The sequence below is a fragment of the Pseudoalteromonas sp. 4NS20-0020 genome (assembly GCF_057554385.1).
In genome coordinates this window covers 767,142-787,544 of record NZ_BAAJMI010000001.1, presented here as the reverse complement: position 1 = coordinate 787,544, position 20,403 = coordinate 767,142, and the positions used below count along the sequence as shown (strand labels likewise).

The window sequence follows — 20,403 nt, the reverse complement described above, 5'->3', positions numbered from 1 at the left end:
ACCCACTTGTTAAAAGCAACGCTTGGAAGTTATTCGTGAAAATACAAATGATTGCTGTTGGTACAAAAATGCCAGCGTGGGTAGAAACGGGATTTGCTGAATACCAGCGCCGTTTTCCCAAGGATATGGCTTTAGAGCTAATTGAAATACCCGCTGGTAAACGTGGCAAAAATGCCGATATAAAGCGTATTTTACATATTGAAGGCGAAAAAACATTAGCCGCTATTCCTAAAGGCAATCGTATTGTTACGCTAGAAGTCACTGGCAAAGCGCTAGATACTCACCAACTTGCTAAAAACATGGAAAAATGGCAACTCGATGGCCGCGATGTAAGTTTACTTATTGGCGGCCCAGAAGGACTTGCTCCAGAATGCATTGCTGCATCGGAGCAAAAATGGTCGTTATCGAACCTAACATTACCACACCCTTTGGTGCGAATTATTGTTGCAGAAAGCCTATATAGGGGCTGGAGCTTAAATAACAATCATCCCTATCATCGCGAGTAATGCCTTGCCATGCTAAAACAAAGACCCACTATTCGCGATCACTCCGCAGAAGCAAATTTGTTTGCACGGCGTGCATTTGTGGGTTTTGTTTTTGTATTAGGGTTAGTAGCTGTTTTAATTACTAATCTTTACAACATTCAGGTAAAAGACCACCAAGATTATCAAACCCGCTCCAACGACAACCGTATTAAAGTTATTCCTATTGCACCTAATCGCGGTTTAATTTACGACCGAAACGGTGTACTGCTTGCTGAGAACAAACCCGTTTATAATCTCGAGGTGATCCCCGAGGAGGTTGATAACCTTGAAAAATCACTTGAGCAAGTAAGCCAACTAATCACGATTACAGAACAAGAAAAACAAGATTTTTTAAAAGATATAAAAAACACGCGCCGTTTTAAATCACAAGTACTTAAAGCGCGCCTTGATGAAGCCGATGTTGCTACCTTTTCGGTTAACCAGCATAAATTTCCCGGGTTTAGTATCGAAGCCCGTTTAGCACGTTATTACCCATTCGGCGACACGCTTACTCATGCCCTAGGTTATGTTGCAAAGCTAAACCGAAAAGAGCTGAACAAGCTCGAACAAGAAGGCCAAGCCACAAACTATCGTGCAACCCACGATATTGGCAAACTCGGTATTGAAAAATACTACGAGCAACTTTTACATGGTCAAGTCGGTTCGCAACGTGTAGAAGTTAATAACCGTGGTCGTGTTATCCGCACCCTGAGTATGCTTCCCCCACAGCCAGGTAGTGATTTAGTGTTAACGCTCGATATCGGCCTGCAACAAATAGCCCAACATGCACTCAAAGACATGCGCGGTGCGGTTGTCGTAATGGATGCAAAAGATGGCGGAATACTTGCGCTATATTCGAACCCAAGCTACGACCCCAATTTATTTGTACACGGTATTAGCAGTAAAAATTATAAGGCACTTCTTAACCCAGATCGCCCACTCATTAATAGGGCTACCCAAGGCCGATACGCACCAGCATCCACCATTAAACCGCATATGGCTATTTTAGCACTTGAAGAAAACATGGTGACGGAAGGGACAACCATGTGGGATCCGGGCTTTTTTGAAATACGAAACGTAGAGCACAAATGGCGTGACTGGAAACGTTGGGGGCATGGCCATGTGGATGTATACAAAGCCATTGAAGAGTCGTGCGATACGTACTTTTACGATACCGCGTACCGATTAGGCATTACAAAAATTAGTAATTTTATGGCGCATTTTGGTTTTGGCGATCTATCGGGTATTGATATACACGAAGAAACCACCGCGATATTGCCTTCAAAAGAATGGAAAGAAAACAGATTTAAAGAGTCTTGGTGGCCTGGCGATACAATTTCTGTAGGCATTGGCCAAGGGTATTGGACCGCCACACCCATTCAAATTGCTAATGCAACTAACATACTTGTTAACAAAGGGGTTAACCACCCTCCTCACTTAGCGCAAGTGGCTAAAAAAGAGGACGATGTGACGCAAATAAATAATGAAGAAAAGCCACCTGTAGTACTGAACAATCCTGACAATTGGCGTATAGCCATTGATGCTATGCATAATACCGTAACTAAAGTCACAGGCACCGCCCACAAAGCGTTTAAGGGCGTAAACTACGACCCTGCAGGTAAAACGGGCACGGCACAAGTTGTGAGCATTGCACAAGGTGAAAAGTACGATGCAGAATCACTTAAAGAGCGACAACGCGATAATGCCATTTATGTGGGGTTTGCCCCTTACAATAATCCTCAAATAGTTGTGTCTATTGTTGTTGAAAATAATGGTGGTGGCAGCACGGTTGGCGCACCTATTGCCAGACAGTTAATGGATTATTACTTTGCAGCTAACCCTGTTGAACTGGCAAGGAATAACACCCTATGACCGCCCTGCATGACAAGCGCTCTATTTGGATGCGCATGCATTTAGATTTGCCTTTACTTATTGCCATTTTACTTATGATGGCTGGAAGCATTACGGTTGTGTACAGCGCAAGTGGCCAAGAGTCAGCGATGATGATAAGACACATGACGCGGATGGGTGTGGCCATCATTGCCATGGTAGTACTTGCACAAATTCCTCCCGCGACACTGAAAAGACTCACTATACCGATGTACTGCGTTGGGTTATTAATGCTGGTTGGTGTGTTGTTATTTGGTGTGAGCTCTAAAGGCGCGCAACGTTGGCTTGATTTGGGGTTAACTCGCTTTCAACCTTCAGAATTAATGAAGCTAGCAGTACCTATGATGGTAGCTTGGTATATTGGCCGTAAACATTTACCACCACGACCACTACACTTAATTTTTGGCTTTGCGATAGTAATGCTGCCTACATTATTAATTAAAGAGCAACCAGACTTAGGAACATCAATACTGATTGCAAGCTCTGGCATATTTGTACTTTTTTTATCAGGTTTGAGCTGGCGATTAATTAGCTTTTTAAGTGCAGCAGTTGCATTAGCTGCATGGCCATTTTGGCAGTACGGCATGCATGCTTATCAACGACAACGCGTACTGACATTTTTAGATCCGGAGAGCGACCCTCTTGGCTCGGGTTATCATATTATTCAATCTAAAATAGCCATTGGTTCTGGCGGTGTCGAAGGTAAAGGCTGGTTGCAAGGTACACAGTCACAACTTGAGTTTTTACCAGAGCGGCATACCGATTTTATTTTTTCGGTATTAAGTGAGGAGTTTGGCTTATTTGGTGTCTGCGTTTTACTTAGCTTGTATTTGTTTATAATTGGCCGCAGTTTATATATTGCAGTAAATGCACAAGACGCATTTGGAAAGCTGTTAGCTGGCGCACTGACTTTAACTTTTTTTGTTTATATATTTGTAAATATTGGCATGGTATCGGGACTACTACCTGTTGTTGGTGTGCCCTTACCCCTGATAAGTTATGGTGGCACATCGATGATTACGCTAATGGCCGGCTTTGGTATTATTATGTCGATTGCAACAGACAAAAGGATGCTTTTAAAATAATGCAACGTTACGCTCAGATTCTAATAATCATCTTAATCACTATCACTGTCAGTGCCTGTAGTAGTGGTTCGAGTGGGCGTTACCATATGCGCCATGATTCAGCCCCTCTTAGAGCACCCACAGCGCTTGAAATGCAAGATGCTATTGTTACTGAGGTGCAAAAAAGTGCTAGTGCTTCTCGCCCCTACGAGGTGCTAGGTAAACGGTATACCCCAATGCTTGACGAAACGGGTTACAAAGAAGAAGGCATTGCATCGTGGTACGGCAGAAAGTTTCACGGATACCACACTTCAAATGGTGAAATATACGATATGTTTGCCATGACCGCGGCGCATAAAACATTACCTTTACCTAGTTTTGTTCGTGTTACAAACACGCAAAATGGTAAGTCAGTAATTGTACGCGTAAACGACCGTGGGCCTTTTCATGATGACAGAATTATCGACCTGTCATATGCGGCCGCATACAAGCTAGGCTACTATACACACGGTACAGCAAAGGTTAAGCTTGAAGCGGTTACGCTTTCGAATTCCGCTGCTAATAAAACGTATATTCAAGTAGCTGCAGGCAGTACATTGGCAAATATTGAAGCCCTTGCACAACGCTTACGCCAACAATATAAATTACCAACAAACATTGTAAAAAAAGACACTATTTACAGATTACATTTGGGGCCAATACAAAACGCCCAACATGCAGAAAAAGTATTAAAAAAATTAAAACAAAATCAATTTCAAAACGCGTTCTTGCTTTACACTCAGTAAGACAAATACCCAAACCAGCCTAACCACACTCGCATCTCGGGGGTGTTTGGGTATAGAATGGCGTAACGCGAATTTTTAACTTTAACCATTAATGAGTATGATGAAATCAATTAAACATAAAATCCTCAAAGGTGTATGTGGCTTAGTTTGTTCAGCCGCCGTATTTTCAGCCAGCGCCCAAATTATTCCGGCACCACCTCAAGTTAATGCAAAGGGTTATTTTTTAGTAGACTTTACAACAGGTAAGGTTATTGCTGAAGGCGAAGCCGATACTAAACTTGCGCCAGCAAGCTTAACTAAAATGATGACCAGTTATGTAATTGGTACAGAAATTAAAGTTGGTAACATAGCCCCTACCGACATGGTTACAATTAGCGAAAAAGCATGGGCAAAAAACTTCCCAGAGTCTTCAAAAATGTTTATCGAAGTGGGTAAGCAAATTAGTGTTGATGAGCTCAATCATGGCATTATTATTCAATCAGGGAATGACGCCTGTGTTGCTATGTCTGAGCACATAGCTGGCAGTGAAAGTGCTTTTGCCGACTTAATGAATGCTCACGCTGCTAAATTAGGTATGACTAACAGCCACTTTATTAATAGCCATGGCCTTGATACAGATGAGCACTATACTACACCACGTGATATGGCCACGCTAAGCGCCGCACTTATCAGAGATGTACCTGAAGAGTATGCTATTTATAAAGAAAAATCATACACCTACAATGGTATTAAGCAATACAACCGTAACTCACTATTATGGGATGAAAGCTTAGACGTAGATGGTATAAAAACAGGCCACACGTCTGAAGCTGGCTACAGCTTAGTTACATCAGCCACTAAAAATGGTATGCGTTTAATTGCTGTTGTTATGGGCACCTCAAGCGAGCGTGCACGTAAAGTAGAAAGCAAAAAACTACTTAACTACGGCTTTCGCTTTTTTGAAACAATTACACCTTACAAAGCGGGCGACAGCTTTGCAGAGCAGCGCATTTGGATGGGTAACAAAGAAAATGTATCGTTAGGTATTTTAGAAGACACACCTATCACTATTCCACGTGGTCAGCATAAAAACCTAAAAGCTAACTTTGAGCTAGACAACACCCTTGAAGCACCATTAGCTAAAGGCACTAAAGTAGGCACTTTATTCTTGCAACTAGAAGGGGAAGACATTGCGCAATACCCACTAGTGACACTTGAAGAAGTGGAAGAAGGCAGCTTCTTTAGTAAAATTTATGACTACTTACGTTTACAGATCATGCAATAACTTGTAAATGACTAAGTATATATAATTTAAGCGCCTCCATTGTGAGGCGTTTTTTTTTGCTTGAAAAATGCTAGAATGCGCCCCATATATGCATCACTGCTAAACGCCTATCTGTATTAAGCTTCGTGCTTTACATAGAGTTCACACTTTTGTATGAGGAGTCACTAACGTGGTTCAACCAGTTAAAAATACTAAATTTGATGAGTACCTAGAGTACCCTTGCCCATTTACATTTAAAATTATGGGTTTAGCCAACGTTAATTTAACAGATCAGATATTAGCAAAATTACAACCTATTGCTCCGGGCGACTACGCACCAAAAGTAAAACCAAGCAGTAAAGGTAATTATGAGTCTGTTACGCTAGTAGCTACGGTTACAAGTGGTAAACACATTGAAGAAATTTACAACGTGATCAGTAATATCGATGACGTACGCCATATGCTTTAAGCCATAGTTGAGATTTGATGTGAGCGAAAACACTTTAATCGTACGCCAATTAGGTCGCCAGCGTTACATGCCTATTTGGCAAAAAATGCAAGACTTTACCGATACACGTGATGAAAATACCCCTGATGAAATTTGGCTTGTAGAGCACGAAAGTGTATTTACTCAAGGCCAAGCAGGAAAAGACGAGCATTTACTTGCCCCTGGCGACATTGAAGTAATTAAAGTTGATCGCGGTGGCCAAGTTACCTACCACGGCCCTGGCCAACAAATGATGTACGTATTATTTAACCTACGTCGTTTAAAGATAGGTGTGCGTGAACTTGTTACTTGGCTCGAAGAGTGCATTATAGAGTCGCTTGCTGAATACAATATTGAAGCATACGCTAAAGCCGACGCCCCTGGTGTTTACGTTAACGACAGCAAAATTGCATCATTGGGTTTAAGAGTTCGCCGCGGCTGCTCATTTCATGGCTTAGCATTAAATGTTAACATGGACCTAAGTCCATTTTTACGCATCAACCCGTGTGGTTATGCCGGTATGAATATGGTGCAAACAAAAGAATTAGAGGGTCCTCAAAACCTACAAAGCGCAGGTGAAGGACTCGTAAAACACATGATTAAAAAGCTTAATGCAGCACAGGTTAAGCATACTGAAGGGTTTGAAAACGAATGAATAAACCAGTCAAAATGGAACCAGGTGTAAAACTACGCGACGCAGAAAAAATGGCGTTGATCCCCGTTAAAGTTTTGCCAACAGAAAAAACTGAAATGTTGCGTAAGCCAGAGTGGCTTAAAATTCGCTTACCAAAGTCAACAGAGCGTATTGACGGTATTAAACAAGCAATGCGAAAGCACGGCTTACACTCAGTATGTGAAGAGGCATCATGCCCAAACCTATCAGAGTGTTTTAACCACGGTACAGCAACCTTTATGATTTTAGGTGCTATTTGTACGCGTCGTTGCCCATTTTGTGATGTTGCTCATGGTCGCCCATTAAAACCTGATGCAGCAGAGCCTGAAAAGCTTGCACTAACTATTAAAGACATGAAGCTTAGCTACGTTGTAATTACCTCGGTTGACCGTGATGATTTACGTGATGGCGGCGCACAGCATTTTGCCGATTGTATTCGCGAAATCCGTAAGCACAACCCAACTATTACTATTGAGATTTTAGTACCCGATTTCCGTGGCCGTATGGACCGTGCTCTTGAAATTTTAATTGAGACACCGCCTGATGTGTTCAACCACAACCTAGAAACAGCACCGCGTCTATACAAACTTGCGCGCCCAGGTGCCGATTACAAATGGTCGTTAGAATTACTTCGTCGTTTTAAAGAAGCACACCCAGAAGTAAAAACTAAGTCTGGCTTAATGGTTGGTCTAGGTGAAGAGATTAGCGAAATAGAAGAAGTACTTCGTGATCTACGTGCTCATAACGTTGACATGCTTACCGTTGGCCAATACTTACAGCCTTCTAAGCATCACTTGCCAGTTAAACGTTACGTGCCACCAGCGGAATTTGACGCGTTGAAAGAGTACGCTGATGAAATTGGCTTTACACATGCAGCCTCTGGCCCATTCGTTCGTTCAAGCTACCACGCTGACCAACAAGCTGCCGGTAAAGAAGTAAAATAATTACTTTTAAAATGCATTAAAAAAGCCCTTGGTAATTAAATTACTAAGGGCTTTTTTGTGGATTTTATAATTGTATTATGTCGATTACTTTATTAAAGAACCTTTCTTAATCACAAAATCAGCAAATCGTACCTGTTCTTCTTCAGCGCGAAGGCTATCGGTCTCTACTATTGAGCGGTAAATTCCCCATTTAGGGCGTGCAAAGTCATCATCGCTAACGCCTCGCCACATATCTATGTTTTGCTCGTTTATATTCAATAGTTCTTCATTGTCGCTTAAGCGGGTAAGGGTCATCTCAAATTGCCCCTCCTCGCTAAATGTGGCTTGAACAAAAACCTGTATCCACTCATCGGTTATAAGTGACCAATCTGTTTCTAAAAGGTTTTTATCAAGTCCTGTACTGTTACCGTTTTCATCAAAACCTGCGCTATACCTTACTTGCAACTGGTTCCCTGTACTGTTTTTTTGAGCACCAGAGAGCGTAATGATAGGTTGATCGTCGTTACCATTGGTATTGTCGTTGGTATCGTTACGGGCTTTTATTTGGAAAAAGTGACTGAATTTACTCGTTAACTCAAGCTCACTACTTACTTTAAACTTCCAGTTGTATTGTACGGTTTCATTTTCAAAAGCAAGCGTTGCCGGGGGTGATTTATCATAGGACTTAATTTCGTTACGCTGACGATCACTTGGGCCTTTGTCTTTATCTTGGTCTTCATCGCGATGAGCTAAAAATACAAAGTGATTACCTACAATATCGTCTGTATCTTCCACTATATGTATAACACCTTCATGATTACCGCTATACATATCAGGCGATTCAATTGAGCCTTCACTAAATACATTTTCTATTAACGTATAAGCGCTGAGGCCTAAATTAACGCCATCAGCATTTAGGGTTGTTTCATCGCTTACTACAAAATTATCTGGCTGTACTACGCCAACAACGGTAATGCTTATTGTCGCTTTAGTGCCATCCGCAGAGCTAATTACTATTTCATCAAGTAATGTGTCACCTATATCTAAAGCGGTCACGTTTGTGTTAGCGAGGTCCAAGGTGTAAGACCAACTACCATTACTTGAAATATTAAATATACCATAACGTGTTTGACTGCTCGTCTGAGTAATAAACACCGCCTCACCAGCTTGCTCATCTGTTATAGAAAGCTCACCCACAACTGCACTTTGACGATTGTTTTCTATATTTGCTGATATTTCACCACTGATAATTGCGGCAGATTGTACCGACAGCTCAGAGCTGACCGACTCATTTTTCGAACTTGAACTCCCACAGCCCAATAATGAAAAACTTAAAAAGCACACAGTATAGATATTTAATACACTCAAACGAAATATCGACATAACAAACCAGCCCAACACATTAATGGTAAGTAAACTTTTAAAAATATAACTTACCAATTATTAATTTTAATAACTAGTTATTTATTACCAATAACTCATTATTCGCTTTAAGGGCTAGTTAAGTGTTTTAAACTAATAGAAGTAACGATGCTAAAAATATAATTAGGTTAAAACCAAGTTACTTGAGATAATCTATCCGATACCATTATTTAGGTTAAATATGAAATTATTAGTTCGTAACTTATCTCGCACTACATCAGAGCAAGATCTTCGTACATTGTTTTCAGCGCACGGCAAAGTGACTACCTGTAACTTAGTACTCGATAAAGAAACAGGCCAATCTAAAGGATTTGCCTTTGTAGAAATGCCAAACGATATTGAAAGCAAAAGCGCTATTAAAGCACTTAATCAATTAACCGTTGATAAAAGTAAGATTCGCGTAAAATACGCAGATGAAAAATAGCTGTTAGCTAAACACTTTTGTAAACCAGCTAAATGCTGGTTTTTTATTGTTGGTATTACTTTTTATCAATCTGATCTTCCCTAAAATTGATGGTTTTAAACTACTTTAACTATATATTTAAAGTTCAATCTATTGATTTATATAAATTTATTAAAATTATTTCCAGCCTTGACGCCATTTTTCTGTGTTTTTAAGATCGCGCCAACTAATGGGGTATTGGTTTTTAGAAAACACAGACTCAGTAATACACGCTATCACGTTAGCCTCTTCATCGTATTCTACTTCCACAATGATAAAGTGTTTTTCTTTATTGATAGCTGGAGTTGCAGTCCACTTACTGTTTAGTAATTTTTTTGGGTTTATGTTATTCATAAAATTTAAAGTTTCTTGTCAATTTGTGAGGCTCTATACGCACAATTATGTTCTTAAGCTCAATTAATCACTCTTAAATAAAAGCGTTAACGACTTCTCTAGTAACAAAAAACCGAATAAATCTGTTTATTCGGTTTGAGAACGCTCATTGCTATGGCACGACCTAGATAGTGTGATAATTAATAAAGCTTAATCATCTTCAATATTGTCTAGGCCTTTGGTTCCCTCTTTTGGCTTAAGTTTGTGATGAATAGCAGACTTAATTAACATATAGCCACTTATTGGGGCGGTAATTAATAGAAATATAGTGATCAATATTTCCTTAACACTTAAACCCGTTTCAGAGTTTGCAAAAAATACCATGGCGGCAATTAATATACTTGCCATACCTAAAGTGGTGGCCTTTGTTGGGCCATGTAAACGCATAAAAAAATCGGGCAGTTTTAATAAGCCTAACGAGCCAATTAAAATAAACGTGCCGCCAAATAACAATAAAATTGATACAACCCACTCGCTAATCATCTTGCCACCCTATTCAATTATATCGCCACGTAGTAAATACTTACACACCGCAACAGTACTTACAAACCCTAACATGGCTATCAACAATGCAGCCTCAAAATACAAGCCTGTTCCCATACTTATGCTGTATAAAACAATAAGTGCAATAACATTAATATACATAGTATCAAGGGCTAAAACTCTATCAGGAATCGAAGGCCCTATAATAAGGCGCCACAAATTAAGTAATAAAGAGAGCCCTATCATGGCAAAAACGATAAGTAATACGGTATCTAACATTGAAATATCTCCTTTAGTGGAGCTTCGTAACGCTTTTTAATATGCTTGATAAGCTCGGCTTCGTTATCAAGGTCAAGTACATGTATGAGCAAATAACGTTGTGTCATTTCCTCGCCCTGTGCTAACGATTCAGGAATAGGGTACACCTCCGCACTTACAGTACCGGGTGTTAACGACACACTGCTTGCTAAAATTGTAATCGGCATATCATGTGTTAAGTCTAAGGGGACTTTAATAAAAGCGGGGCGTAATTTTTTGGAAGGCCCAACAATTAATAACGCAACCTGTAAATTAGCTACAATAATATCGTAAAGTACAATTAAAAATTGTTTTAGAGCTAGCCCTGGCTTTAATATAAGCGGCTGAGGGTCTCTAAACGAGAAGCTTAAAATAGGAATAAAAATAGCAAAAAATGTTGCCAGTACAATATGACCAACCGACACACTATTATTGAGCAACAACCATACTATAAACAAAAATAAGCTACGAAATGGTGTTGGTAACCAACGAAAACGGGCTTGCAGTCTCATTACATGCCTCCTTTTAGTACAGCATTTATGCCACCGCTAATATCATGTAATTGCGTAGCAGCACCTATAATGTATTCGCTAATCGGCCCGCCAAAAATAACTAATAATGGCGAACATGCGAGTAACCCTATAATTACCGTAACTTGTAATGGGTTTGCATCAGCGCAGTCTGGGCTTTCGCTGCGTTTATCTTTTCTCTCCCAAAACAAGCTTGTACCTGCACGAGAAAGTGCAACTAGCAATGCAAAGCTTGTTATTAAATAAACGGGCCAAAATACTAAGGCCTGCTCACTATTTAACGTCGATTTTAGTATCCATATTTTACCAACAAAGCCAGATAACGGCGGCATACCTACTACTGTTAAAGCGGCAACAACAAAACATGCTCCAAGTAAAAGCGGCTGTTTAACTGCACGCCCACCAACAAGCCTGTCGGCAACTTTACCACGTTGCTTAGTAATTAAGTCGGCTAATAAAAATAACGCGGCACTCACTAATGTTGAATGCACTAGGTAATACAATAATGCAGCCGTTGCATTTACATTTTGTAAAGCCACTAGCGCAACTAATGTACCTACAGACACTAACACTAAATTAGCAGTTAACTTACGCAAGTCTTGGGCGGCTATTGCGCCCATAGCTCCGACGATAATAGTGGCAATTGCTAATCCCCAAAGCCAAGGTTGTACCATGTGCTCAAGTGCACCCGCCTGTTCACCAAATATAACGGTGTAAACACGCAGCATGGCATATACGCCCACCTTAGTCATAATAGCAAATAAGGCTGCAACAACAGGTTTAGCGCTTGCATAGGTATTTGGAAGCCATAAATGTAGGGGCAATAATGCGCCTTTTAAAGCAAATACAATAAGTAGTAATAAACCACCGGCTTTAGCAATAAATACATCGTCACCATTAAGCTGTGATACCTTTTGCGCCATATCAGCTATATTCAATGTACCTAATACGCCATATAAAATACCTAAACCTATTAAAAATACACTTGAGCCCACTAAATTTAAAATGACATATTGTAGCGCTGCACGTGTGTTTTGTTTGTCGCCACCGTGCATAAGTAATGCATATGATGCAATAAGTAAAACTTCAAAAAATACAAACAAGTTAAACAAATCACCCGTTAAAAAAGCGCCGTTAACACCCAATACTAAGAAATGAACAAGTGGGTGATAAAAGCTCCCTTTTTCATCATCGCCTGCACTGCCATATAAAATGGCCCCAAGTCCTAAAAACGAGGTTAGCGCTACGAGTAATGTTGATAAATTGTCGGCCACAAGTACTATCCCAAAAGGGGCCGACCAATCACCAATGGCATAAACACTGATGCCTGTATTGTAAATATGTATCAATAAAAACACACTGACGGCAAACGTAACAAGCGCCATAGCATTTGATGCGTAACGGCGAATCTTTACACTTTTACCACACGGTGGAAGTAACAAAATAACCGCTGCAAGCATAGGTAATAAAATAGGTAAGGATGCTAAATGTTGAATCATTTTTGCTCCTTAACTACAGCAGCTGATTTAACTGGGCTTCCATCAACATGATCGCTCCCTAAATCAGCACGTCCACGAATAGCCAAAATAACCACAAATGCTGTCATCGCAAAACCAATTACAATTGCGGTTAAAACCAAGGCTTGAGGAAGTGGATCTGCGTAATCTGCTCCGGTACCAAGTACCACTGCTTTATTTATAGTTAAACGCCCCGATGAAAATAAAAATAAGTTTACTGCATACGAAATCATGGTAAGACCCAGTACTACAGGAAACGTCCGTGCTCTCAACAGTAAAAATATACCGCAGCTAACTAATACACCAACGCACGATGCGTATAATAGCTCCATTAAATATTCACCTCTTTTTTAGGGGCATCGGAAGTCATATTACCCAAACTAGCTAAAATCATTAATGTTGCACCTACTACAGTGAGGTACACGCCAAGGTCAAACACAATTGCACTAGCAAGTTCTGTTTTACCTACAAACGGAATATCAAAATAATCAAACCACGTGGTTAAAAATGGCCGACCGAAGAACCAGCTACCTACACCAGTAAACATTGCGATACCTATCCCCAAGGCAATAATTTTACGGTAGTTGATGTCAAAACGCTCGGTGATCCAGATAGAGCCATGTGCCATGTACTGCAATATGAAAGCAATTGACGTAACCAAACCAGCAATAAAACCACCGCCTGGTAAGTTGTGACCACGCAAGAATATATACGCTGATACTAACAACGCCAACGGCAATAAGCTTTGTGAAATACTTGCAAGTAATATTGGGTAACGCTCACGCGCCCATGGACGTCCTTCGCTATCACTGGCAGGCATAAATAATGGGATACGTGAAAGCACTTTAAATATACCTAATGCGGCTATACCCAGTACCGTTATTTCACCTAGGGTGTCAAATCCCCTAAAGTCGACCAAAATAACGTTAACCACGTTTGTACCGCCACCACCTGTTTTGGCATTAGCGATAAAGTAGTCAGAAATAGAATTTAACGGACGCGTTAATATCGCATAACAAATACTCGCAACCACTACACCAATAGTAGAGGCAATTCCTAAGTCGCGCAGTACTCGCAACGAGCTAGACTCTTTAGGCGTATGCTGAGGTAAAAAGAACAACGCAAGCATAAGCAATATAATAGTGGCCACCTCAACAGTAAGCTGAGTTAACGCTAAATCTGGCGCAGAAAAACGAGTGAATAAAACCGACACCATTAAGCCTACAATAGACAGCATCAAAAGTGCGACCATTCTCGACCTGTGCCAAATAACGGTGGCTATTGCGCCAATTATTAATAAACCAGCACCAATTGCGTTATGCACATCAACAGGTGTGCGCGGCATACTGCCAGCTAATTGTTGCATTTCAAATAATGGCCAACCGGCACAAAGTAATACGACACCCAGCATAATAACCAAATAGCGCTGTAAAGAACCATTTTCAGTGCTGTTAATCTTGCTCTGACACCATGCAACTACACTCAGCACTGCACGTTCAAAGGTTTTTTTAGCATTAAGTGTGGGAAGTGATGCCTGAAATTGAAATAAATATTTGCGATTCACGTAAATAAACAAACCACCTACAACGGCCATTGCACTCATCAGTAACGGTAGATTAAAACCATGCCAAATTGTTAATTTGTACTCTGGCATCGCTTCCCCTAACACCGCTAATGACGCCGCAGATAAAATACTATCAACAGTAAAGCTTGGGAAAATACCCACCAAAATACATAGCACAACCAGTATTTCTATTGGCACACGCATATAACGTGGTGGTTCATGCGGTGTTCTAGGCAAGTCTATTGGGTCGCCGTTAAAAAATACATCGTGAATAAAGCGTGCTGAATAGGCGACTGCAAATGCACCTGCCACCGTCGCAAGTACCGGTATTAACCATGACATAGATCCAAGTACTTGTTGATGTAGTGTTTCGGCAAAAAACATTTCTTTAGATAAGAAACCATTGAGTAGAGGTACGCCCGCCATAGCTGCAGCAGCAACCATTGCAAGAGTCGCGGTATAAGGCATAAATCGCCACATACCATTAAGTTTACGCATATCACGCGTGCCTGTTTCATGGTCAATAATACCAGTAGCCATAAATAACGAGGCTTTAAATGTTGCGTGGTTAATTATATGAAATATGGCTGCAACCGTTGCAAGCTCGGTATCAAGGCCAAGCAATAGCGTGATCAAACCTAAATGGCTAATTGTCGAATACGCAAGTAACCCCTTTAAATCGTGCTTAAATAACGCTATGTAAGCACCAAATAACAATGTAGCTAAACCAGTTAAACCAACTAATAAAAACCACATTTCGGTTCCAGCTAAAGCTGGATAAAAACGCGCAAGTAAAAAGATACCGGCTTTAACCATCGTTGCTGAGTGCAAGTAAGCGCTAACGGGCGTAGGTGCTGCCATTGCATGAGGTAACCAAAAATGAAACGGAAACTGAGCCGATTTAGTAAATGCACCCAGCAAAACTAAAACAAGTGCTAACTCGTATAAATCATGGGATTGAATAATGGCTTTACTTGCCAAAATAACATCCAAGTCATAACTGCCAACAATATCACCTAGCAACATTAACCCGCCAAGTAGTGCTAAACCACCCGCCCCTGTTACAGCTAAAGCCATTCGCGCGCCCTTACGCGCTTCAGATTTATGCCACCAATAACTTATCAATAAAAAAGAACTGATACTGGTTAATTCCCAGAATAGCCATAGCTGTATAACGTTATTAGACATCACAATGCCTAGCATTGCTGTCATAAATAACATTAAGTAGCTGTAAAGCTTAGCCATTGAGTCATTGGCGCTGAGGTAATAACGTGTATATACAATAACAAGCAAACCAATGCCTAATATCATAAACATAAACAAGAGGCTTAAACCGTCTATACGAAGCGATAAATCAAGACCAATAGAGGGGATCCACGCTAAGGAATAGCGGATAGTTTCACCGGCAAGAACCGCTGGTGCATGGTATAAAGTAATCCCCAAAGCGGTTAACGGTGCAAGCACAGTAGCAAATGTACTTTGATTGCGAGAAAGTTTGCCTGTGAATGCAGAAATAACACTGCCAATCAAGGATAACAAGGGTATCCAGAGCAAAGTCATAATGTAGGGCCTTTTATAATCATAAGTTTATCAGGGCGCCACTTTTATACATTAAGTGATGCTTTTACTGCCTGTTTTTAAACGACATTAATGGTAATAGTTATACTCAATAACAGATATTTTGTCTATAAAAAGCGAAGCATGTTGAGTTAATTTTAAGTGAGAAAATAGGGACTTAAAAACCAATGGTTATAGACATATTAACGCTTAATTTTATCTATATGTGCTAACCAAAGGGCCCTGTATTGATCAGAGAGCTTTATCTGTTGATATTCTAGAATTGACCAGTCTTTACTTGGTTTGTAGGCTACACCGCCACTCTGGCAGCTTTTACTTCTATGCCAACCTTTTGGTGATTTTTCATCTTTTTGTGCAATATACAAGTTAGGAGCAACTAAGCCTCTCATTTTACACAACCAAGCCTGCTTAGCTTTGGGTAAAACATACTCATCTTCAAAGCCATTAAAGTGCATTAGCTCATGCAAGAAAATCCCATAATTGGCATCTGAATTTAATTGCATAATGCCTCGGCTAACATTAGCACTTCCATATTTGGGCATCATTACAACAAAATCAAATTTTCTTAAAAATTGTTTATTTATTAAAGTAGATTGCCAATCACAATTAGCCGCTTCGCTCATGCTATTATTGCACTTTAAAGCACCACCCACATACACGGGCTTACTAAAGCAAAAAGCGTCCTGTCTTGGCTCAGGGTTTTTATTATAAGTTTTGACTAATGCCGATAATTTATAAAGTCCACTTCGATGATCGCTCATCGTTAAAACATTAAACTGGCATTTTCTATTTACCGCAATAGTAGAATTTAACGATAAAAAGTCCAATGAGTGCAAAAATGGTTCGGGGATCTGTGTGTGAATAACACCATTGTGTAAGTTAAGGTGATTTAATACAAAACCAGGCTCTAGGTAGCCTAACGTGTTTAATAATTTAAGATCGTCCCACTGCTTATTAACAAGTAATTGCTGGGCTAACTTGGCAAGCTGAAAATTACTTATTTTTGGTAAACTAAGTCGCCAAAATAACTTCGCTGCTTCAGCTTGGTCTTTTTTGATCAGGTGTAAAGAATACTCGTATTGAGCAGAAGGTATGTGATGCCTAGCAAGTAGGCCAAGAGTATTTTTAGGCAGTTTATTTATATTTGCTAAAAAGTAGCGAGGAAACTGCCAATATAATTGTAGCGGTTCGGCTTTGGCATTTAATACCTGCCAAAAGCCAATACCACCATAGCTGTTGCTCGACCCTGCAACCAACAAGCTAAAAAGTAATGCTAATGTTGTTTTTAACACACTAACTTGCGTCTGCTTCCATTAAAAGTTCAAGCTCTAAGCGAGCATATTTGTATTCTATAAACTCATGTACATTAGTAGATAGTGCCAATCTAAAATAATCAGCGGCAACATAGGTATCACCCGCTGCTTGGTGTAGCTTTGCTAAGTAAAAATAAGCTTCGCACAAACGCTGGGCATATTCTTGCTCTGACTTAACGCCATCGCTTACACCAGATAAAAATGTATGCTCACTCATATCACCCGCAAAAAGTGAGATTAACTGATATGCCCATTGCGAGTCATCAAGCGCTTTAGAGTTAGTTTTTAGCTCAGCAACTGCTGAATCTTTGTCTAATTTAGCTTGTGCTAAATACACCCACAAAACGCGATACGGGTCGTTAGGAGAACGCGCTAAAAATTGACTGAAGTCTGTTTTTGCAATACTGGGCCTATCGCCATAATAAAGCGCAATACCGCGGTTCAAGTAAGCGTATTCGTGTTCTTCATCTAGCTCTAACGCAGAATCAAAAAGCTCATATGCTTTTTCATATTGCTGCATTAATGTGTGTTGAATACCTAAAAAATTATACACCTCAGCTAAGTCAGGCTTAAGTTTTACCGCACGGTTAAAGTCAATGCGCGATAAAGTGGTCATGCCTAAACTATCAAACAGCACTCCGCGATCGTAATATAACTTTGCTTGTTGCTCTGGCGTTAAATCAGCTCTATTAAGTAATTCTGAATAACGTGCAATAGCTATTTCACTGCGAAAATCAGACGCTAAGGGCGCAGTGAAAGGCACGTTTACTACAGGTGCTGATTCTGATTGGGTTGTTGTTTGGCAAGCGCTTAAAGACAAAATAGCAAAAGACGCCAAAGCAATGTGTTTGAAAATCATTAAAATCCTTAATACCAAGGTTGGTAGCCTTATGACTGACGACGAATGATTTGGTTCATAGTTGCACATACACTGTTGTGTATCATCGTAAGTAATTTAGCTTCCTTGAATAATCTTTGTTTAAATTCAAGTCCCTCATTAAAGCATAAAAAAAGGGGCTAAACAGCCCCCTTTTATATTATCCAGAAAATATCTGGATTAAGTATTAGCAATTAAGCATCAGTTGACGCATCTGCCGCTGGTGCAGCTGATTCCATTGCTTCTTTAATACTAAGACGTACACGACCTTGACGGTCTACTTCTAGTACTTTAACTTTAACTTCTTGACCTTCGCTAAGGTGATCTGCAACGTTATTAACGCGCTCTGTGCTAATTTGAGAAATATGCACTAAACCATCTTTACCAGGAAGAATATTTACAAACGCACCGAAATCTACAATACGTACAACTTTACCTTCGTAGATAGTACCTACTTCAAGTTCTGCTGTTAATTGCTCAATACGGCTGATTGCATTTGCAGCGCTTTCACCGTCAGTAGCGGCAATTTTAATTGTACCGTCATCACCGATTTCAATTGTTGTGCCTGTTTCTTCAGTAAGTTGACGAATAGTAGCGCCACCTTTACCAATAACTTCAGCAATTTTCTTCTGTGGAATTTTCATTGTGTAAATGCGCGGAGCAAACATTGAAAGCTCTTCAGAAGGAGCAGAAATCGCTTCGTCCATCACTTCTAATATGTGTAAACGTGCTGCTTTTGCTTGTTTAAGCGCAATTTGCATGATTTCTTGTGTGATACCTTCAATCTTGATATCCATTTGCAATGCAGTAATACCGTTAGTAGTACCTGCTACTTTAAAGTCCATGTCACCTAAGTGATCTTCGTCACCTAAGATGTCAGAAAGAACAACGAATTTCTCGTCTTCTTTAACTAGACCCATAGCAATACCTGCAACAGATGCTTTAATTGGAACACCCGCGTTCATAAGCGCTAGTGATGTACCACACACAGATGCCATTGAAGATGAACCGTTTGATTCAGTGATTTCAGATACAACACGGATTGAATATGGGAAGTCAGTCAATGTTGGCATTACTGCTTGGATACCACGCTTAGCTAGGTTACCGTGGCCAATTTCACGACGCTTAGGAGAACCAACAAAACCCGTTTCACCTACACAGAATGGAGGGAAGTTGTAGTTAAGCATAAAGTGGTTTTTGTGCGTGCCCGTTAAATCGTCGATTAACTGTGAATCACGTTCTGTACCAAGCGTTGCTGTTACTAATGCTTGTGTTTCACCACGTGTGAAGATAGCAGAACCGTGAGTACGCGGTAATACGCCAGTCATTACGTCTAGTGCACGGATCATATCTGGTTCACGACCATCGATACGTTTTTCGCCTGCAGCGATACGGCCACGAACAATTTTCTTCTCAAGTGAACCGAATACTTTACCCACTTCTTGCTTATCAAGCGTTTCGCCTTCAGCAAGCTCGCTTGAAAGTGCTTCGATAACTGCATCTTTAGCTACGCCAAGTGCTTCTTTACGCGCTACTTTATCAGTAATACGGTAAGCTTCGCCTACTTTATCAGCAGCAAGTTCAGCTACTTTCTCTTCAAGAGATACGTTTTTCTCAGGTGCAGTCCAATCCCAAGTAGGCTTGCCTGCTTCTGCTTTAAATTCGTTAATAGCATTGATGATAGACTGTGATTGCTCATGGCCGTATACAACCGCGCCTAGCATTACGTCTTCAGCAAGTACGTCTGCTTCTGATTCAACCATAAGTACTGCGTTATCAGTACCAGCAACAACTAAATCAAGTTGGCTCTCTTCAAGTTCTTTTAACGTTGGGTTAAGAACGTATTCGCCACCAATGTAACCAACACGAGCTGCACCAATTGGACCACTGAACGGGATGCCAGAGATAGCAAGTGCTGCTGATGTACCAATCATCGCAACCATATCAGGTTGGATTTCTGGGTTTACAGATACAACAGTTGCAATAACTTGTACTTCGTTTACAAAACCATTTGGGAAAAGTGGACGAATTGGACGGTCAATAAGACGTGCAATTAGTGTTTCGCCATCGTTAGGACGACCTTCACGCTTAAGGAAACCACCTGGGATACGACCTGCAGCGTACATACGCTCTTGGTAGTTAACTGTTAGTGGGAAGAAGTCTTGACCTGGCTGTGCTTCACGCTTACCAACAACCGTTACTAGTACTGACGTATCGCCAATGCTTGCTAGTACTGCGCCGTCTGCTTGACGTGCGATTGCACCTGTTTCTAGGGTTACAGTGTGTTGACCTAGTTGAAATTCTTTTATAATTGCTTGCACTTAAAATATCCTTTAAATCTAAATAAGTGTTCCATCAAAGTACCAATTACAGTACATAATTGTATTCAGTTGGAAAT

General features: G+C 40.4%; 20 protein-coding genes. 9 read left to right on the top strand and 11 right to left on the bottom strand.

Annotated elements, in window-relative coordinates:
• The first annotated feature begins 35 nt into the window (after window positions 1-35).
• From rlmH to lipA, 8 genes are all read left to right on the top strand, one after another.
• Complete coding sequence (rlmH, locus tag AC27JL_RS03635) at window positions 36-506, top strand: 23S rRNA (pseudouridine(1915)-N(3))-methyltransferase RlmH (protein ID WP_002958522.1); 471 nt, start codon at window positions 36-38, stop codon at window positions 504-506.
• A gap of 9 nt (window positions 507-515) precedes the next feature.
• Window positions 516-2,396: a penicillin-binding protein 2 gene (gene mrdA / locus AC27JL_RS03630; protein WP_058428612.1), complete on the top strand. Its 1,881-nt coding sequence runs from the start codon at window positions 516-518 to the stop codon at window positions 2,394-2,396.
• Window positions 2,393-3,499, top strand: a complete 1,107-nt coding sequence (gene rodA / locus AC27JL_RS03625) for a rod shape-determining protein RodA (protein WP_006793395.1) — start codon at window positions 2,393-2,395, stop codon at window positions 3,497-3,499. The genes mrdA and rodA overlap by 4 nt, the downstream gene beginning before the upstream one ends.
• The gene (locus AC27JL_RS03620; protein ID WP_305397870.1) at window positions 3,499-4,263 is read left to right on the top strand and encodes a septal ring lytic transglycosylase RlpA family protein; all 765 of its coding nucleotides are present in this window, start codon (window positions 3,499-3,501) and stop codon (window positions 4,261-4,263) included. Before rodA ends, AC27JL_RS03620 begins: the two co-directional genes overlap by 1 nt.
• Before the next feature lie 100 nt (window positions 4,264-4,363).
• Window positions 4,364-5,527: a serine hydrolase gene (locus AC27JL_RS03615; RefSeq protein ID WP_008128128.1), complete on the top strand. Its 1,164-nt coding sequence runs from the start codon at window positions 4,364-4,366 to the stop codon at window positions 5,525-5,527.
• Between the two features lie 169 nt (window positions 5,528-5,696).
• The gene (ybeD, locus tag AC27JL_RS03610) at window positions 5,697-5,975 is read left to right on the top strand and encodes a DUF493 family protein YbeD (protein WP_006793392.1); all 279 of its coding nucleotides are present in this window, start codon (window positions 5,697-5,699) and stop codon (window positions 5,973-5,975) included.
• A gap of 19 nt (window positions 5,976-5,994) precedes the next feature.
• A complete protein-coding gene (gene lipB, locus AC27JL_RS03605) occupies window positions 5,995-6,648 on the top strand; it encodes a lipoyl(octanoyl) transferase LipB (RefSeq protein WP_006793391.1) in 654 nt (217 codons plus the stop codon).
• A complete protein-coding gene (gene lipA / locus AC27JL_RS03600) occupies window positions 6,645-7,610 on the top strand; it encodes a lipoyl synthase (RefSeq protein ID WP_004585911.1) in 966 nt (321 codons plus the stop codon). The genes lipB and lipA overlap by 4 nt, the downstream gene beginning before the upstream one ends.
• Before the next feature lie 84 nt (window positions 7,611-7,694).
• Here the strand turns inward: lipA and AC27JL_RS03595 are convergent, their stop codons facing one another.
• Complete coding sequence (locus AC27JL_RS03595) at window positions 7,695-8,972, bottom strand: VCBS domain-containing protein (protein WP_487194816.1); 1,278 nt, start codon at window positions 8,970-8,972, stop codon at window positions 7,695-7,697.
• A 220-nt stretch (window positions 8,973-9,192) separates the two neighbouring features.
• On the opposite strand from AC27JL_RS03595, the gene AC27JL_RS03590 reads away from it, so the two are divergent.
• Window positions 9,193-9,435, top strand: a complete 243-nt coding sequence (locus tag AC27JL_RS03590) for an RNA recognition motif domain-containing protein (RefSeq protein ID WP_006793389.1) — start codon at window positions 9,193-9,195, stop codon at window positions 9,433-9,435.
• Between the two features lie 156 nt (window positions 9,436-9,591).
• Here the strand turns inward: AC27JL_RS03590 and AC27JL_RS03585 are convergent, their stop codons facing one another.
• From AC27JL_RS03585 to pnp, 10 genes are all read right to left on the bottom strand, one after another.
• Window positions 9,592-9,807 (bottom strand): TIGR02450 family Trp-rich protein, encoded by a 216-nt coding sequence (locus tag AC27JL_RS03585; RefSeq protein ID WP_058428609.1) that lies wholly within the window; start codon window positions 9,805-9,807, stop codon window positions 9,592-9,594.
• Window positions 9,808-9,996: 189 nt separating this feature from the next.
• Window positions 9,997-10,329, bottom strand: coding sequence for a Na+/H+ antiporter subunit G (locus AC27JL_RS03580; RefSeq protein WP_006793387.1), 333 nt, complete (start codon window positions 10,327-10,329; stop codon window positions 9,997-9,999).
• Window positions 10,330-10,338: 9 nt separating this feature from the next.
• A complete protein-coding gene (locus AC27JL_RS03575; protein ID WP_006793386.1) occupies window positions 10,339-10,608 on the bottom strand; it encodes a K+/H+ antiporter subunit F in 270 nt (89 codons plus the stop codon).
• Window positions 10,602-11,138: a Na+/H+ antiporter subunit E gene (locus tag AC27JL_RS03570; protein ID WP_006793385.1), complete on the bottom strand. Its 537-nt coding sequence runs from the start codon at window positions 11,136-11,138 to the stop codon at window positions 10,602-10,604. The genes AC27JL_RS03575 and AC27JL_RS03570 overlap by 7 nt, the downstream gene beginning before the upstream one ends.
• Window positions 11,138-12,655, bottom strand: a complete 1,518-nt coding sequence (locus tag AC27JL_RS03565) for a monovalent cation/H+ antiporter subunit D (RefSeq protein ID WP_487194815.1) — start codon at window positions 12,653-12,655, stop codon at window positions 11,138-11,140. The genes AC27JL_RS03570 and AC27JL_RS03565 overlap by 1 nt, the downstream gene beginning before the upstream one ends.
• Window positions 12,652-13,005 (bottom strand): Na+/H+ antiporter subunit C, encoded by a 354-nt coding sequence (locus tag AC27JL_RS03560; RefSeq protein WP_006793383.1) that lies wholly within the window; start codon window positions 13,003-13,005, stop codon window positions 12,652-12,654. Before AC27JL_RS03560 ends, AC27JL_RS03565 begins: the two co-directional genes overlap by 4 nt.
• Complete coding sequence (locus tag AC27JL_RS03555) at window positions 13,005-15,797, bottom strand: monovalent cation/H+ antiporter subunit A (protein ID WP_487194814.1); 2,793 nt, start codon at window positions 15,795-15,797, stop codon at window positions 13,005-13,007. The genes AC27JL_RS03560 and AC27JL_RS03555 overlap by 1 nt, the downstream gene beginning before the upstream one ends.
• Window positions 15,798-15,997: 200 nt before the next feature.
• On the bottom strand, window positions 15,998-17,107 hold the full coding sequence (locus tag AC27JL_RS03550) for a hypothetical protein (protein ID WP_487194813.1): 1,110 nt from the start codon (window positions 17,105-17,107) through the stop codon (window positions 15,998-16,000).
• A 1-nt stretch (window position 17,108) separates the two neighbouring features.
• Complete coding sequence (gene nlpI / locus AC27JL_RS03545; protein ID WP_010555983.1) at window positions 17,109-17,987, bottom strand: lipoprotein NlpI; 879 nt, start codon at window positions 17,985-17,987, stop codon at window positions 17,109-17,111.
• Window positions 17,988-18,199: 212 nt separating this feature from the next.
• Window positions 18,200-20,326, bottom strand: a complete 2,127-nt coding sequence (gene pnp, locus AC27JL_RS03540; protein WP_010555982.1) for a polyribonucleotide nucleotidyltransferase — start codon at window positions 20,324-20,326, stop codon at window positions 18,200-18,202.
• Window positions 20,327-20,403: the final 77 nt, after the last annotated feature.

Bases quoted from the DNA above. Each gene is read 5' to 3' on its own strand.
- mrdA (WP_058428612.1), top strand. From the start codon at position 516: ATGCTAAAACAAAGACCCACTATTCGCGATCACTCCGCAGAAGCAAAT.
- rodA (WP_006793395.1), top strand. From the start codon at position 2,393: ATGACCGCCCTGCATGACAAGCGCTCTATTTGGATGCGCATGCATTTA.
- AC27JL_RS03620 (WP_305397870.1), top strand. From the start codon at position 3,499: ATGCAACGTTACGCTCAGATTCTAATAATCATCTTAATCACTATCACT.
- AC27JL_RS03615 (WP_008128128.1), top strand. From the start codon at position 4,364: ATGAAATCAATTAAACATAAAATCCTCAAAGGTGTATGTGGCTTAGTT.
- lipA (WP_004585911.1), top strand. From the start codon at position 6,645: ATGAATAAACCAGTCAAAATGGAACCAGGTGTAAAACTACGCGACGCA.
- AC27JL_RS03595 (WP_487194816.1), bottom strand. From the start codon at position 8,972: ATGTCGATATTTCGTTTGAGTGTATTAAATATCTATACTGTGTGCTTT.
- AC27JL_RS03590 (WP_006793389.1), top strand. From the start codon at position 9,193: ATGAAATTATTAGTTCGTAACTTATCTCGCACTACATCAGAGCAAGAT.
- AC27JL_RS03585 (WP_058428609.1), bottom strand. From the start codon at position 9,807: ATGAATAACATAAACCCAAAAAAATTACTAAACAGTAAGTGGACTGCA.
- AC27JL_RS03580 (WP_006793387.1), bottom strand. From the start codon at position 10,329: ATGATTAGCGAGTGGGTTGTATCAATTTTATTGTTATTTGGCGGCACG.
- AC27JL_RS03575 (WP_006793386.1), bottom strand. From the start codon at position 10,608: ATGTTAGATACCGTATTACTTATCGTTTTTGCCATGATAGGGCTCTCT.
- AC27JL_RS03570 (WP_006793385.1), bottom strand. From the start codon at position 11,138: ATGAGACTGCAAGCCCGTTTTCGTTGGTTACCAACACCATTTCGTAGC.
- AC27JL_RS03565 (WP_487194815.1), bottom strand. From the start codon at position 12,655: ATGATTCAACATTTAGCATCCTTACCTATTTTATTACCTATGCTTGCA.
- AC27JL_RS03560 (WP_006793383.1), bottom strand. From the start codon at position 13,005: ATGGAGCTATTATACGCATCGTGCGTTGGTGTATTAGTTAGCTGCGGT.
- AC27JL_RS03555 (WP_487194814.1), bottom strand. From the start codon at position 15,797: ATGACTTTGCTCTGGATACCCTTGTTATCCTTGATTGGCAGTGTTATT.
- nlpI (WP_010555983.1), bottom strand. From the start codon at position 17,987: ATGATTTTCAAACACATTGCTTTGGCGTCTTTTGCTATTTTGTCTTTA.